Source organism: Edaphobacter paludis (assembly GCF_039993895.1).
Lineage (GTDB): Bacteria > Acidobacteriota > Terriglobia > Terriglobales > Acidobacteriaceae > Edaphobacter > Edaphobacter paludis.
This window is the reverse complement of record NZ_CP121194.1, coordinates 287967-303780: the sequence shown is the minus strand read 5'-3', so window position 1 is coordinate 303780 and position 15814 is coordinate 287967. Positions and strand designations below refer to the sequence as shown.

Here is a 15814-nt window from a genome sequence, read left to right as displayed (position 1 = left end):
CCGTCGCAATGTGAAGCTGTTTTCAACCAGGCGTTCTTGGATGTTGAATTATTTTCCGGAGAGAAATTGCGGATTCTTCGGCAGGCTCAGCATGTTTGCAAAGATGCGATATGCGCCCGGTACGCCGAGCGGAAGCTGACGATAGAAGGCATAGGCATTGTAGATATAAGCTCCCTTCCCATATCGCGCGTAGACGAGGCCGCCTTTCTGAGGTGACTGCCCCTCATCGTGCGTCTCCAGCAAGGGCTCATATTTGCTATCCCAGGAGGAGAGGAACTTCGAGCCGCGCTCTTCAATCCATCCGTCGAAATCCTTTGAAGTAATTTTGTTGGGCCAAGTAAACAACGGGTTGTTGGGATCGAGGATAGTGACAACCGATTTCTCATCTGTCACCTCTTCAGGATCGTTTGTCATGACGTAGGGATAAGGGCCATAGTTATGGTCAAACTCGGGCGTATTGTATTGCACCATGACGACGCCACCATTCTTGACATAGTTCAGGAGACGATTGTTGTTCGCAACCAGGTCTGGCCGAACAGCGTAGGCACGAACGCCGACAAGGATGGAGTTATATTTGCTCAGGTCGGCACTGGCAAGATCCTGCGCAGAAAGGAACGAGACATTAACACCGAGAGCCTTGAGCGAAGCTGGCACATCGTCACCGCTGCCTTCGATGTAGCCGATGTTCTGAGATGGCGCCATCTTTACATCGGTGCCAGTCGCTTTGTAAGCGGCCGGGCTGTATAGAAAATACGGTCGGAGCCCGGTATAACCGACGGTGACGTAGCCCTCTTTGTATGACTTGCCGGCGTAGTCAGCAACCGCCGTAATTTCATACGGTTTTTGGGAGACATTCCCGGGACGAATGGTGAAGGTTACTGCCTGCTCTTCTCCCATCTGGGTAAAGTTCACGGGCATCGACTGGGGAGTTGATGTCCATCCATCGGGAAGGACGAGGTGAACGGTTTCATCTGCGTGGCCCTCTACATTGTTGTGCAAGCGCACGCTTACTGAAAAAGACTTCTCGTCCAGGGGGATCACACCCGCGCTAGGGCTGATTGCAACGGAGACAGGAGGACCGACCGGCATGGGGTAACGCAGGGTTCCGGGGCCGTCAACCTTGCTGATCACCTGGACGACCCGGGAAGATTCCAGTGTCAAGCCGTCGAAGCTGAAGCGCACCGTCGCATGCAAGGGATAGGGCGACAGCGCCATGCCCCACGATGAATTATCGGCGATGTCGTAGTAGGACTGCTCCATCCCCGGACGCGTGAAGTAGGGACGTGTGTAAGGTTCATCATCAGGGACTTTGGCGGTGAAGCGCACATCGGAGACATTCCCGGGCTCGATTGTCCTGGGTGCGGCAGACCCAGAGGAGGCGTTCCAGGATTTTCCGGAAGTGGCGTTCAACTCCACGGACTGAACTTCGACAGGAAGCTTGCCGCCATCGAAGAGATGCACTCGAACATTGAAATTCTTGCCTGGGGTTGCCATCTGAAACGTTCTTTGAGTACCTCGGAACTCGGCTGGGATCCCGTCGCTAGAGGGAGGAGGCACGACATCTGCCTCGACGGAAAGGCTCAGAGACGCGAGAAGCGCGGTGTTGAACTGCTGCTGTTTCGTTGTTAGCTCATGCAGTATGTTGTATTTTTCTTCCTGGGCGAGAGTGCTCTTTTCGACTTCGGCTACTAGACTGTTGGTTGCTTTGAGACCGTTGGCGAGGGTCCCTGCAATTGCTGAAGGGTCCTGCGCGGCAAAGCCGGCAATCGCACTTTCCACCGCATCGTTAATCTGCTTCAAGCCGGTCTTCAGAAAGGTTGGCGGCTCGTTTCCAGCGAGATCCGCGATCCCCGTCAGTGAAATGTCGATTCCATCGAAGAAGCTATTCTCCTTGTCTTTGGCAGCGATGTGCGAACCGAAGCGATGGTAGTTCGAGACCTGTGGGCCGGGAAAGGGAATATCCGCTCCGCCGTTCTGCGATTTCTGAAACCCCAGCCCCTCACGCGAAATCTGCGGATAGGTCAGCCCAAGCGGAGTGTCGAAGGTTCCGGATGGAATGGTGACAGTCGTGGATACCTGACCTGGCTCCCACTTACCGGTGACGTGATTCGTCACCCCTAGAGGAGTCCACCGGTGGTTGGCGTAGTCGTACGCCCCCTTTTCAGAGGTACGAAAGAACGGAGTGCGCGCATACGTCTTCACCGGGGTCCAGGGAAGGAGCCCTTCCTTGATCTGCTCGGGAAACATCTTCGGGTCACCCGCGGCTTTGAAGACCTCCTGCGCCATCAGACCAGCCGTTGCATGGTTTCCGTGGCCATCGGTCGGCCCACCGACGAAGACAGAGCAGACGATCAGTGGACGAACTGTTCTGACGACGCGCACCGCGTCGCGCAGCACACGGTCGTGGCCCCACTGACCAAGAGCCTCCTTAAGCGATTTGGAAAAACCGTAGTCTGCGACCGTCGAGAAGTATTGCCCATCCAGACCGTAGTATCGGTCTGCCTGGAGCAACTCCTCGGTACGAACCAGGCCGAGAGCATCCCACAAATCTGAGGACATGACATTCGCGCCACCCTCGCCCCGGTTTAACGTCATCAAATTCGTGCGTACACCGAGTCCACGGCTTTCGTAGGCGAGAGTCGCTCCATCCTCGTCGTCGGGATGAGCGACGATCATAAGGATGCTTGCGCGGGTATGCAGCTTTTTGAGCATCTTCCAGGTTTCGGCAGCTCCGCGATCCATTGGGATGGGACGCGCATCAACCACGGTTTTTGTGAGGGGGACGTTCTCTCCAATGCATAAGCTGGGGAGAAGCGCAGACATCAGAGCCACAGACAGGGCACCTTTGGATCGGAAGGACATATCTCATCCATTCTCCTCAGCGGCCTGCTCTCACAGGACCACTGAGATGACTTGAAGCTAGCTGGATTGCCTAAAAGTAGAACTTGCCTGCGAGTTGAATTTCGCGCGGGTCGTTCACGACGGAGGTGATTTTGCCGAAGGTGGCCGTATTGGACACGGAGGCGGACGGATTGCCGAAGTTGGCATGGTTGAAGGCGTTGAAGCCTTCGAAGCGCAACTCAATCTTGCGCACGTCGCCAAGAGAAAATTGCTTGAAGACACTCAGGTCAACATTCCGAGAACCAGGTCCGTAAAACATACGCGGGCGGCAGCTTCCGAATGTACCTACTCCCGGTTGCGCGAACCCGCTGGCGCTGATGAAGCGCTCCGTTGAGTTGCGATCGCTGACCTGGTTACGATCACTTGTTGTCCCGGCAAATGGATTGCCGACGCAATTTGCATAGGATGCATGGCTGCCACCGGTCTGGCTGTTGTCGGCTGCACCCACGCTGAATGTAGTTCCGGTTTGCAGGGTAATGATCGTGTTGAGCTGCCATCCGCCGAGCAGACTGGCAGCCACGGAGTCGCGGTTCAGAACCCAGCCTCCCTTGCCGATCGGCACCGACCATTGCCCGCTGGCAACGAAGCGATGCCTCTGGTCAAAGGGCGAGTTGCTCTTTTCATGCGCGTAGTCGTAGGCATTTTGGGGAGTCGAGCCTCCAGTGAGATTGTCTGTAAAGTCCGCGAAAGCATGCGACCAGGTATAGCTGATCTGATAACCGAGACGATTCGCCAGACGGCGGCGCGCGCTGACCTCCAGCGCGTTGTAGCTGGTGTTGCCATCGTTGGTCGCGTACTCCAGGAAGGCGTGCTGACCCGCGCCCGCAATGGTTGAGGTGGCCGTGTTCAGGTTTGCATACGGAAACTGGACGAGAGCTGCAGTTGGCGATGCGTAGCCAGTGACAACGCCCTGATTCGCATTGCGCAGACGATTCATCTTATGGCCCCAGTTTCCGATCCAGTTCATTTCCAGGACCGTCGTGGGACTCATCTGGAACTGCGGTCCAAAGCTGGCCTGCTGAATATAGCTGGTACGCTGGTTGGGGTCTTGCCAATTGGCTTTCTGTAGATAGAGCGGTACGGAGGCTGCTGCATAGGTTTTTCCCGGAAACCCGTTCTTCAAAAAGAAGACGGGATCCACGCTGCCATTCGATTGAGATGTAAAGATCTGCTTGAGAAAAGGTAAATTGAGGGCAAGCATGGACTCGGAACCGATGCGGTTGATGAACTGGTAGAACACGCCATATCCGCCGCGAAAGACCACCTTATCGGACGCCTGGTAGCTGAAACCTATACGTGGAGCAATGTTGTTTTTGTCCGGGTTGATCAGGGAGCGATCAGCCCAGCCCTTCGCGTTAGGCGTTGACGGGACCATTGAGCCGCCATTAGCGGGAGAGAAGTTCGAAACCGAATTCGTGCGGTTCATCCACGGTGCGAACAGCTCGTAACGCGCACCATAGGTTACCGTCAGCCGATTTACTATGCGCCAGGTGTCCTGAGCGAAAAACGAATGCCCGGGAAGAAAGTTGTGAACTGCAAGAGGCGTGTTGTAGATCGTCGAAGCAACATCCCCCATGAGAAAATCCGCAAAGCCGAAGCCGGACTTGTTCGAGTAAATTCCAGTGGATTGGATATATCCCTGGGGTGCCTGCAGGTCGAGGAAGTTGTCCGTATTGCGGTGATACTCGTAGCCGAAGAGCAGACTATGGTTGCCCTGCAGCTTGGTGAAGGTATCAATGAATTGAAATACCTGCGCCACCTGGAACTGGGGACGGTAACGATCCACGCCAAGCGTTACGAGACCGGAGATATATATGGGCGGGATGCCTGCGGTATAGGGGGAGGCGGGGATGCCCGTCAAGCCATAGTCCGTGGCATTCGATTTGCCGAGCGTAAGCCCGATGGGGCCGCTCACTGCATTATCGCGCGAGAAGCCAAACCGCGCCTGATTCACAGCGGACGCGGAGAGGATGCGCGTCCACCCCAGCGCCAGCCCCTGATTGCGGATGTTGTAATCGGTGGCAAAGCCCCCATTGCCGGCAATCGGGTCTTTCGTCCATGGGGGGTCCTGCCGGTGCTGCTTCATATAGCTATAGCGGCCAAAGAGCGCATCTTTTTCGGTGAGCTTGTGGTCGATCCTGACATCGGCAGAGTTGATCTGCGTCGGCGATTGATACACAAACTGATAGTTAGGATTGCCCGTCCATATTGTCTGACCAGGGACGTTGGGGTCTGGGAAGAGAGCCGCCAACTTCATTGCAACCGGATCGAGGCAGCTTGGAGCGATGATCCTCGTCGTCGCGTTGAGGCAGCCTGTCTGTCCGGTCGCCTTGCTGAGAAACGGATATGCGGCGGGATCGAGTTCGCTGAAATCACCGCTCTTCATGTTATGGGATGGGACAACCGATAGCTTCGTCACCTGCTTGCTGCTGCGCAGACCTTGGTAATCTCCGAAAAAGAACATGCGATCGTGCAGAATCGGACCGCCCAGTGTTCCACCAAACTGGTTCTGGCTGAAGCTCCCCTTACCGATACCATTCTGTCTGTTGAGAAAAGTGTTCGAATCGAAGATGCTGTTGCGCGCATACTCCCATACGTTTCCATGAAACTGATTGGTCCCACTCTTGATCGAAGCGTTGACCACGGCACCGGCAGAAGTACCGAATTCTGTCGAGTAGGTGCGCGTCTGAAGCCGGAACTCCTGGATCGCGTCCGGAGGAGGCTGCACATTCTGCACGGAACCTTCCTGAAGATTGGTCGATCCCGAGTTGTTGTCTACTCCGTCGAGTGCAAAGTAATTTTGCGTCTCAGAATTTCCATTCGAGCTAAAGCGATCCGGGGCCGGGTTTGCAACGGATGGGTTCTTGAAGATGCCCGGAGACAGGAGCGCCAGATCCGCATAGCGGCGGCTGTTCAACGGGAGATTGTCGATCTGATTGGAACCAATAACATCGCCGACATCGGCAGACTGTGTTTGGAGCTGGACCCCGCTCTCATGCACCTCGATCTGCTCTTGCACGGCACCCACATGCAAGGTGAAATCAACCTGGGCACGAGTCTGAACGTGGATATCGACAGATGGATTTTTTGTCGAGCCGAATCCTTGCGCCACCGCTTCCACAGAGTATATGCCAGGGATAAGCGCCAATACCTGATAGGTTCCGTCGGCATTCGTCGTGGTTTTTGTGGCGACACCCGTAGCAACATTGCGGATGGTTACCGCAGCTCCCGGGAGAACAGCGCCCTGGTCATCGCGCAACGTCCCTGTAATCGCGCCGGTATCGATCTGCGCCCATGCCACAGAAGAAATGCACATGACGGATATGAGCGCTCCAAACAGAATGGTGCTGCAAATAAGATGGCGCTTTATCTGCTTTACGAAATTATCTTCAGATCTGACGATCTCCATTTCAGACACTCCTTTGTGTGTTCGACTATGGCGCGAGGTAGTACCAGCGTTTTCGTGGAGCAGGCTATTATCGCCACGCGGGAAAAAGGCAGCCTTTGACTCGGCAATCCCTGCATTCCGTAGAGATTGCAAATTCTTCCGTTACCGGTAACGAAACTATGCCTACAAGGAAATAACAGGCGGGAGGCATGTTGTCAAGAAACTTGTATTAATTTATTTTTTTGCAATTTAGAGGCTATGCTTGCGTTTATTAAACATGGCCCGCCGATCTATTGAGGATCACCTTGAAGGAGGGGACCACTTGCCGCTAAATATTATTTCTTTTCGCGTGCCTTGAAGGCACGCATGTGCCTTGCAAACTCCAAATACGAAGGAAGCCCTTGAGAACCGCCGGGCGCCATGGTTGCCAGCCCCCCGCAGATATTGCCAGCGCGCAGGCAATCGTCCCACTGAGAGCCGCGCAAAAATTCATGCAGGAAGCCGCCATTGAAAGCATCGCCCGCGCCCGTAGCATCAACGATCGTAACGGACAGGGCAGGCTGCTTGTAAAACCTTCCCTCGGCCATCAACATGGAGCCCTTCGCGCCCAGCGTCACGACGGGAACGGGTACCCACTCGCTAAGCTTTTCAAGCGCCCGCAGAGGGCTTTTGGTACCGGTGATGGTGCACGCCTCATGCGCATTCGGAAAGATGAATTCACAGTGCTTGATGATCGACATAAGTTCAGTGATGGAGATGTCGGGGTTCCATCCAAAGTCGGCTGAGACGGTTATGCCCTCCGCGCGAAGTGCCTTCAGAATTGGTATCCACTTTCGCGGCCGATGAAGAGCGCAGGCCAAATGCACGTGACGCGCGCGCTTGAGTTTGCGCTGCACCGCGACCTTGTCGAGAAGGTCCTCAAGATTTCGATTGATCGGCTCATGCGTCACCATCATCCGATCTGCCTTGTAGGCGATACTGGCAGTCAGAGCGGTCGCGAAATCCTTTCGCACCTCACAGGCGCCCACGTCCAACCCCTGATCGAGGATTCCGGTCCAGGTGGGCAGAGTGGACGCGTCGGCACCAACCCTGGTCAAGATGCCAGTTGAGGTACCCAGCTTGTTCGCCGCAAGTGCCGTAGTTGCGAGTCCGCCGCCGGGCGCTATCAAAAAGTGGTCAGTCTTAAGTTCTTCGCCCAGACGAGGTCGATCCGGAACTCCATAGAAGATGAGATCGGAGAAGAACTCTCCAAAAACTACGAGATCGAAGGTCTTTGCAGTCTTTCTCTTCAAAAGTATCGCGACCTAGCTTGGGGTCGGCCGACGGACAGGTTCGAACATCATGAAGACCAGCAGCTCTTCCCAGATATAACCAATTGGAATTTGGCTAACGATAGAGGGACAGCCGCTCCTTGTCAACAAGGACGTATCTTCAGCAGTCCGTCTTCGCTGGTTTAGCTCGAATCACGTACGACAATTCGTGGAGAAACGTACAAGCTTCTGTTGGAAGCGACTTTCTCCGATGAGAGTATACGCAAAACAAGCTTGGCGGCCCTCTGTCCCACTTCCAATCCGGCAAGGTCGACGCTCGACAAAGAAACTTTCATGGATTGAATCAGTGGCTGATTGCCGCAGCCAACAATTGCGATGTCTTCAGGCACTTTCAAATTCTTATTGAGTGCTGCATCAATGACGCCAATGGCCAACAGATCGCTGAAACACATGACCCCGTCGGGGCGAACCTTTTCTGTGAGCAATCGGCACATCGCTTCGACTCCTCGGCGATATTCGTGACGATCCGCCTCACAAGCCTCGATTACGAGGGCCGGCCTGAAGGGAATATTGAAATCGTTCAGGGCCGCACGATAGCCCGAATATCTAAGGTCGGCAGCGGCGGTGCGAGGCCCTCGTAGGTATGCGACTTTGTGGCATCCGGTCTGGATAAGATGGGCTGCCGCAACGTATCCAATATCCTGATCACGGACGCCTACGAAATGAGCCCCAAAGGACGGGGGCTTACGACCGATGAAGACCATAGGGACGTGTTGCTGACCCAAATCATCGAAGAATTCTGTGGATTCCTGAACGGAAGCAACAAGCAGAGCGTCTACCTGTCTAGAAAGCTGGAGCCCAATCTCAAATCGCTCTATCTCTGGGTCTTCTTCAGACGAAGAAATGAGAAGCCCATAGCCCGCCGCTCGCACCGTCTGGACAAGGCCTCTAGCAACTTCTGTAAAAAATGGGTCAGACAGCGATGGAATGACCAGCCCGATGCTGAAGGTGTTGCCGCTGCGTAAGCTGCGGGCCGCAATATTAGGTCTGTAGTTCAGCTCCTTCATCCGCTGGAGCACTCTTGCCTTGGTAGCTGCGCTTACATCGGTCTGTCCCCGCAGGACTCTCGATATCGTCATCTTTGAAAGATTCAGGTCGCTTGCGATGTCCTTCAAGCGAACAGTCATGCCTGTCAGTTCTCCTCGGCCTATAGCCTGGCCGCTACGATTTTACACTCCTCAAATGGACCCACCCTTGCCGTGTCCTGCTGGCTTGAATGAATAGTTAAGAGGACAATTGGAATTCGGATTTGAGTCAATTTGGGTCACTTTCAGCCAAGGTGGGGGCTTATTCCTTGAGAAGAGACGAGCAGGAAGAATCGCTATCCACTTCCCTGTCTTCGGCTTTGCGTTCAGTGCACTGCGGATACGCGTGTAGCCCAAGTGGGGCTGAAGGTTATTGACATCGATGGTCACCTTTGCTAGCGTTTGTTCCGTTCGGACAGCTTCGAATGAGGTGCAACGATGCAGATTCCAGATCGCGCTGATGAATCCGCTTCCCTCTCGATGTCGAGCACTGAGCCGTTGATTCCTGTGGGTGGCTTGCAGGAGCTGGATGGCCAATTCGCCTTCATGACGGAGCTCAACGAGACGTTCCTCACGGCCGTATCCGGTGGGGGACGGACAACAGACGTGATCCACACCGACGCAACCGTTCCGCGTTCATGGGAAATGTTCCGGCTGTGGTCCACGAGCGACTTCGGGTTTTACGGGATCCAAACTCTCAACGGCCACTTCGTCACGGCCGTGGCCGCTGGTGGACGGACTACCGATACGATTCACACCGACGCGACGGTGGTCGCCAGCTGGGAGCTCTTCGCGCCAACCCGGCTGTTCGACGCAAACAACGACTTCAGCGGTTTCGGGCTGAAGACCAGCAGAGGGTTTTTTCTGACTGCAGTCGGAGGCGGTGGCCATAACAGCGGTGACACGATTCACACCGACGCGACCGTAGCGAAGTCATGGGAAACCTTTCTCCCGTACCGCGCCGGCAGCTTCGGCACCGGATCGACCTATGGCATCCAGATCTGGGGCGGCAACCGCTCTGACGAACAGGCTCTGCGCGGGTGGCTCTTCGCGTTCGGCGGCGGCGGCGACCCCGGCCCAGGGGCGGTCTGGCTCACCGAGGAGGGCGAGATCAACGAGATCTCGTGGACGCTGCTTAAGCAGCCGGACGGCACCTATGCCCTGCAGACCGCCAACGGCACAGTTCTCACTGCGATTGACGGCGGCGCGCCGGGATCAGAGTTTCGTACAGACACCCCCGTCGACGCCATTGGGGACTCCGAAAAGTTCGTCCTCATTGACAACGGCGACATGACCGTTTGGATCAAGACCTTTGCCGGTAGTTATATTTCCCTCGGTTCCGGCGTCACCGCGGGCTTATCCAACATCAGCGGCGCCCTCAAATTCCGGTTGCAACTGTTCAATCTGGCACCCGGCCCCACCGGGTGATAGGCGATCATGAGTCGTCCCGTTCGATTGATTGGTATCGACCGGCGCAAGACTACCTTCCATTTACCTGAACGCATCTTCTATCTGCCTGATGCGTCCCCGACGCGAGTCGAACCCATGTATCGCCGTTGAAAGGGGATCCTGATCTAAATGGCGAGGTTTACACCGACGAGATAATGCGCAATCCACAATAGAGATGCGGCGGAGGCGGACTTCATCTGCTCTAACAACATCATGGCAGTCGGAACAAGTCCACTTGCATTTGGTCTGTCACTGGGGCACTTCAGCCCTATCGCCCCTTCTCAACCATCAATTTCTGCCCCCCGCTCTCCGCATGCACCAAGAATGGAAACACCGCCCGCAACTCCTCCATCTCCCCGCATCGCCTGTACTGCGGCAGGGAGTCGATTTCAATCTCTCCTTCCTTCGCGGCACGATCGACAAGCAGTTGAGTCTTCACATTTGCCGCACGCTTCGTCGCCAGCTCTGCGTTGTCCTTCGCACTCTTATGAATCTCGATACAGTCCGCCGATCCAAGCAACAGTAGCATGTCCCCCTCTCGCCGTGAGGCAACAAAACTGTCCTTCAGCTCCCGATACGCCTTCGCTGTCCTAGGGTCCGCATTCCCGCGCATAAACACCGGCACCGGGGCAAGCCGCTTCACGGACAGCACACTTACCTCCTCCTTCTTTGCCTCCCTAGGCTTCGGCGGCTCTGCGGCGGCGTGGTACGCCACCATCACCACCGCCCATCCCAGCACCAGCGCCGAAAACCCGATCATCAGTGGCGAATCAAGCTTCTTCTCTTCTCCCCCTTCATCTCGATCTGCCCTGCCCTCATTCCCTGCACGCATCCGCACCAGACCCACCACCAAGAACACCAGCGCCACTCCTAGAAATGCCACCATCGCCACCCAGAACATCCACCGGTCCAGCCGCGACAGCTTCTCCGCATTCTTAATCGCCGTCAACGCCAGCTCCGCCGCGCCCACCACCGGCGCTGCTGAAGGCCGCTTCTTCACCGTCCAACCCAGCAGCCCCGCCGCAATCGCCGCCAGCATCACCGTCTCCCACGAGAACCCCCTGCCTCCCCCAGCGTTGGCCGTCCCCCCTGCACCCACTCCGCCCTGTCCCTGCGTTCTCTTCAAAGCATCTATCATCGCCTTCTCGAGCTCCGGCCCCAAGTGCAATGACAAGCCCTTCGGCTCCCCGCCCATCACCACTTGGTTTCTGCCCGCTCCCGACCGGATCCCCGCCACCCACAACCCGCCGAGCACCGTCACCGCGAGCAGACCAACCAGTACAGCATCCCGTACCCATTCTCGCTGCCCTTGGTGGGCTTCCCACTCCTGACGAAGCTGCCGGTCGTGGTCGTCGTACGACAACCGTTGTTGAATCTTCCGATCCCTTCGTGAATAGGCCTCCGTAATTAACAGGACGCCAGCTCCCACCAGCGAACACCCAGCAAGGAGCTTCCCATCCGCTCCGGCCTGGAAAAGAACCCATAGCAGACCAAGCAGAATACTCAACAACCCAAGCATCCTTAGCAGTTTTGTCGAGAGCCATCTCACGCAGCACCTCTGTCCGGCCGAGTCAAACATCTCGCAAGGACATCTTGTCTTTCAGGGCCCCATAGTCACGCGAAATCCCGCTGTGATCAAGCGCATTCCATTCTGTACGAAATCCGCCCTCTAACCCAGCCTTTCTGCATCCTCATCATCGCCCGCCCGACTCTGGGTCTCCCATTCGCTCCGACTGGCCAGGGGAAGACTAATGCACGTCTCGGGAAGTGGTCGGGGTGTGATCCTCCAATGAAATTCGCGGACATGTGCGTTCGATGGCCGTGGCGACAGCCTGAATCATGCGAGCGCGTTTTTTGGGATCCGTAAGATGGAGTTCTTCGCTGCGGTTGACGATGACACCACATTCTAGAAGCACGGCGGGCATGGACGCTGTTTTGAGTACGATGAGGTCGTCGAATGCATAGATGCCTCTGTGGGGGTCGAGTAGCGGACGGCTTTCTCCGGGAATCTTTTCGGCGTGATGGAGGGTCGGGGTGAATCCGGCGGCGAGGAGTTGAGTGCCGAGTGATTGTGCGAGTGCAAGGCTCTGTTTCGGATAGGGATTTTTCTCGGAGATGAAGAGAGAGAAGCCGTGGAACTTAGCGCTGTAATGGTGTTCTTTGCCCTGGTAGGTCCAGGTGGAGAGGTACCGCGGCTGAACGGAGTCGTGATGGAGGGAGAAGAAGACCGTTGCGTGGTGGTCAGCGGCGAACTGGGTTCGCTGCTGGAGAGTCATGTCGTTGCCGTCGATGATGAAGGCGTCGACGCGGTCGTCTCGGTGGAGTTTGTCGAGGAGGAGGTTGGCCATAGTGCGGTTGAAGAGGTACTCGCCGACTCCGCGTGCACTAGTTGAGCCTTGAGTGGTCTCGGTGTGCCCGATGTCGATGGCAAGGTTACAGCGCTCGACTTCATGCTGAGCGACGGTGGGCCTGGCGAGGAGAAGTAGGATGGCAGCGATCAGCAGGAGGTGAGGTCTCACTGAACCTTCCTTTCTTCGATGCCAATGATCTTCAGGGAACCGTCGATCTCACGGAGGGTCATCCGATAGTGGGAGCGTCCGGTGAAGGCCTTGCCGTCCTTGCGCACTTCGGAGTAAGCAAGGGTGTAGTCGACGACATGGTCTCCATTATCCAGGGTGCTGTGCTGAGGCTCGCCGACGATGGCGTAGCGGATTTGAGGGAAGCGGTCGAAGTACGCTTCTTTGTCGCTCTGAATGTCTGCCCAGCTGGCGCTGTCCTTAGCGAAGTAAGGTGAAACGGTATCGCCGTAAAACGCTCTTAAGGTTTGCGTGGAAGGACCTTCGGATGCGCTGACGAACTGCTCGATCCAACGGCCGATGGCGGTAGTGGATTGGTCGGGGACTGTCGAGTGGGTGATGGTCGTGGCCGATGGGGGAGTGACAACTGTGGCGCGATTGGTTGCTGGTTCGGTTGCAGGTGTTCGTTCTGGCTCGGGTTGTGGAGTGGGCTTGGGGATGTTGGCAATCAGAATCCCAGCGATGACAACGCCAACGACGCCGAGGCCGAGGCCGAGGCCGATGAAGAGTTTGCGATTGGAGTGCGGGGGTGGCGTAGGACCGACCCTGATGGGCGTGGGGGCTGGAGGCGGCGGCTGGGGGCGAGGGCGCTCTAGGTCTACACGCCGTTGAACTTCGGCTGCGGCCTCTACGGCGAGCTGTTCGGGTGACTTCTGAGGCAGAGGCGGAGGTGGTGGTGGAACGAAGGGTGGGGGTAGTGGACCGGGGATAAGGGTGGGCTGGCTGATGACCGGTTGGTTGAGGACGGGTTGGGTGTGAACTGGCTCGGTGGAAGGATCAGGAGCCGGGGCCTTCCCGGGCGTACTTTTGGACCTGCGCTGGATATCGAAGAGAACACCATTGGGTGAGCGCATGTAGAGAACAGGCGTTGCCCACTCCTGACCGAAGGAGCCGGTGTAGAGAGCTTTTCTGCCTTCGGAGACAGCAGCATCGACTGGATAACCGTCGGCAATGGCTCCGTAGAACTCTTCGGCGAAGGCTTTGGCCGCGTCGTCGCTGATCTCGAACTGCATAGCTATGATGGCGGGAAGGCCCTGCTGGCAGAGGCTCTGGGCGACGCCCGAGAAGGGATCTTCGTTGGATTGGCGAGCGCCTTCGCAGGCGTTAAGGACTGCGAGGCGAAGTGAATCGTGATCGCGAAGGATGCTGCCGAGGAGTTGGCCAGAGACGGGGTGTGACATGGCTTTGAGGTCTTCGAAGTGGAGGACACCGTCGCCTACGTTGGTGTCGAAGCCGCCGTGTCCGACGAAGTGGAGGATGTGAAACGGGTCGCCGCGGGCGCGTTTGCGGAGTGCTTCGAGGGTGGCGGTGGGCATGCGCTCGAGGACCAGGACGCCGTTCTTTTCGAGATTCGCAAGAGAGAGTTTCAGGCGATCCCACTCGCCCTCGGCATCAAGACAGGGCAGGTTTCTAGGCCCGGCTAAAATCACGAGCACGCGCAAAGGGAGGCGGACGCGCATCGGGGAGACGGTGTGGGGGAGATCGAGGAAGCGGACGACTGGGGTCATGGAGGAGGTAGCGAGAAACTGGTTCTGCTCCAGGTCATAGAGGAACTCCCAAGGGAGTTCGGCGAGGGCAGGAGCACCTTTGAGGCGGAGGCGGAGACGGAGACCATGGTTGCGGCCGTGGCTTACATTGATGCTGGAACGGAGTTGACTGAGGACTTCGCCTGTGAATGCTGCTTTGAACAGCTTGTCGCCGAATTGTTTCGCGGCCTGCAAATCGGGTGCGTCGAGGCGACGCATGCTGCGATGGGACTGGCCGATTCGACTGTAGAAGTTACTGAGCTCAACCTGAGTGAAGGGATGGTCGAACTCGCTGGTCGCCTGTCCGGTGGGGGAGTTGAGGATCTGGACGACGAAGTGTTCGCCAGAGGCCTGAATCAGGAGTTCAAAATCGTCGTAGATTCTAGCCATTGGGTACTCCTTTGCGTTCAAGGCTTGGCTGATTTGTAGCGGATCTCGAAATTGGACTCGGCGGAGGACCGGACTATGTCCTCGTCAGACTCAATGGTGTGGTTTGCGGTCCTGATGAGCGTTTCGCAGGAGGCCGCGCCGCGCATGCTTCGCGGTAGACCGTGGAGTTGTCGGTCGATTCCAACGATATTGAAGCTGACACCGAGGCCTTCGAATCTTCTCGGACGGAACATCTTTGCCTCCCTGAACTGGAAAAAGGCCCGTCGCAAAGATCACCACACAGATTCGCTAAGAACAGACAGTATAAGCGACGTCAATGAAGGGTGTCAGCCCCATTCCTTAGAGGGAGAGAAGAATTGCCGACCGAGCTGATATGCACTGGACTTGCTACGTTTGACGACATACTTGTCCTACTTCAGCCCAAGTGAGTAGATAGAAATCACTGTAACTAAGACTTAACGCTGTCATCGCTCTTCCATTTCAGCGTGACAGTAAAGTGGGCATCAGTGGAAGCTTTCGCGATCACAGCTCCAGCCTCTGCGGTTAGCTTCACGCCGAACTCTAGTGTCAATTCATCGGCAGGCTTGACTAGCGAACGGAGCCCATCGACCATTGCTTCGGCCGCATTTTTCACCTGGCCAATAGCTGTTTGAAAGGTCTCGGTAGACTCGACGAACAACCCTGTGCCTGCGGGTCCTCCTCGCATTGTCTTGGTCGAGGGACTCGAGTCGTCCACCTCCGCCAAAACGAAACCGCCATCGCTCAAAGTGAACCTTGCCAAAACGGACATCGTACCTCCCGACGTCGATCGCTCCTGAAGAAGATGGAATTGAGAGTACCACTCGTTAGGCTATCAGCAAGAGAATCGCGTTATTATCTGCGCCACAACTAAGCAAGTCCTTTATTTCTCTCGAATCGATTCTTCGTCGCTTCGAGATGCTGGAGCCGCCTTATCAAATGGGCACAACTGGCCCAGCTGAATACAAGGTTGGTTTCTGACTCTTAGATATAAGTACCCGCAAGGGTGGTGGAGTTCTTGCAGACGGCAAGAATTTTCAGTTTGAGATGATATGGATATAGCCAATCTGTGAGGCGGTGTCAGCGCTGTAACCAGCACGCATTGCTGCCTGAATGGCACTCAGATCCACCAGGTACTCGGCCATGAATCGTTCTTGTTTGTCAGTGAGTCTCGCCGGCGGTATCAATTGGCCTAAACTTTCCCCCCGCA

Annotated in this window: 10 protein-coding genes; 1 reads left to right on the top strand and 9 read right to left on the bottom strand. The window is 56.2% G+C overall.

Annotation, left to right across the window (positions count from 1 at the left end; genetic code table 11):
- Positions 1 to 48: 48 nt before the first annotated feature.
- From P4G45_RS01005 to P4G45_RS00990, 4 genes are all read right to left on the bottom strand, one after another.
- Positions 49 to 2862: a PIG-L family deacetylase gene (locus tag P4G45_RS01005; RefSeq protein ID WP_348267839.1), complete on the bottom strand. Its 2814-nt coding sequence runs from the start codon at positions 2860 to 2862 to the stop codon at positions 49 to 51.
- A gap of 70 nt (positions 2863 to 2932) precedes the next feature.
- Complete coding sequence (locus tag P4G45_RS01000) at positions 2933 to 6217, bottom strand: TonB-dependent receptor domain-containing protein (protein ID WP_348267838.1); 3285 nt, start codon at positions 6215 to 6217, stop codon at positions 2933 to 2935.
- Positions 6218 to 6624: 407 nt separating this feature from the next.
- Positions 6625 to 7581, bottom strand: a complete 957-nt coding sequence (locus P4G45_RS00995) for a carbohydrate kinase family protein (RefSeq protein WP_348267837.1) — start codon at positions 7579 to 7581, stop codon at positions 6625 to 6627.
- Between the two features lie 161 nt (positions 7582 to 7742).
- Entirely contained in the window at positions 7743 to 8747 is a 1005-nt protein-coding gene (locus P4G45_RS00990) for a LacI family DNA-binding transcriptional regulator (protein ID WP_348267836.1), read from the bottom strand.
- 336 nt (positions 8748 to 9083) lie between these two features.
- Here P4G45_RS00990 and P4G45_RS00985 point away from each other — a divergent pair, with 336 nt between their 5' ends.
- Positions 9084 to 10073, top strand: coding sequence for a hypothetical protein (locus tag P4G45_RS00985; protein WP_348267835.1), 990 nt, complete (start codon positions 9084 to 9086; stop codon positions 10071 to 10073).
- A 289-nt stretch (positions 10074 to 10362) separates the two neighbouring features.
- On the opposite strand, the gene P4G45_RS00980 is transcribed toward P4G45_RS00985, so the two are convergent.
- The 5 genes from P4G45_RS00980 to P4G45_RS16905 form a co-directional block, all read right to left on the bottom strand.
- Entirely contained in the window at positions 10363 to 11601 is a 1239-nt protein-coding gene (locus tag P4G45_RS00980; protein WP_348267834.1) for a hypothetical protein, read from the bottom strand.
- 241 nt (positions 11602 to 11842) lie between these two features.
- Entirely contained in the window at positions 11843 to 12613 is a 771-nt protein-coding gene (locus tag P4G45_RS00975) for an N-acetylmuramoyl-L-alanine amidase (protein WP_348267833.1), read from the bottom strand.
- Positions 12610 to 14586 (bottom strand): CHAT domain-containing protein, encoded by a 1977-nt coding sequence (locus P4G45_RS00970; protein ID WP_348267832.1) that lies wholly within the window; start codon positions 14584 to 14586, stop codon positions 12610 to 12612. Before P4G45_RS00970 ends, P4G45_RS00975 begins: the two co-directional genes overlap by 4 nt.
- Before the next feature lie 448 nt (positions 14587 to 15034).
- Positions 15035 to 15376 (bottom strand): CU044_2847 family protein, encoded by a 342-nt coding sequence (locus P4G45_RS00965; RefSeq protein WP_348267831.1) that lies wholly within the window; start codon positions 15374 to 15376, stop codon positions 15035 to 15037.
- A gap of 265 nt (positions 15377 to 15641) precedes the next feature.
- Positions 15642 to 15749, bottom strand: coding sequence for a terminase small subunit (locus P4G45_RS16905; RefSeq protein ID WP_373694135.1), 108 nt, complete (start codon positions 15747 to 15749; stop codon positions 15642 to 15644).
- Positions 15750 to 15814 lie beyond the last annotated feature (65 nt).

Excerpts from the sequence above, each read along its gene's own strand:
- P4G45_RS01005 (WP_348267839.1), bottom strand. The coding sequence starts at position 2,862 with ATGTCCTTCCGATCCAAAGGTGCCCTGTCTGTGGCTCTGATGTCTGCG.
- P4G45_RS01000 (WP_348267838.1), bottom strand. The coding sequence starts at position 6,217 with ATGTGCATTTCTTCTGTGGCATGGGCGCAGATCGATACCGGCGCGATT.
- P4G45_RS00990 (WP_348267836.1), bottom strand. The coding sequence starts at position 8,747 with ATGACTGTTCGCTTGAAGGACATCGCAAGCGACCTGAATCTTTCAAAG.
- P4G45_RS00985 (WP_348267835.1), top strand. The coding sequence starts at position 9,084 with ATGCAGATTCCAGATCGCGCTGATGAATCCGCTTCCCTCTCGATGTCG.
- P4G45_RS00970 (WP_348267832.1), bottom strand. The coding sequence starts at position 14,586 with ATGGCTAGAATCTACGACGATTTTGAACTCCTGATTCAGGCCTCTGGC.
- P4G45_RS00965 (WP_348267831.1), bottom strand. The coding sequence starts at position 15,376 with ATGTCCGTTTTGGCAAGGTTCACTTTGAGCGATGGCGGTTTCGTTTTG.
- P4G45_RS16905 (WP_373694135.1), bottom strand. The coding sequence starts at position 15,749 with ATGGCCGAGTACCTGGTGGATCTGAGTGCCATTCAGGCAGCAATGCGT.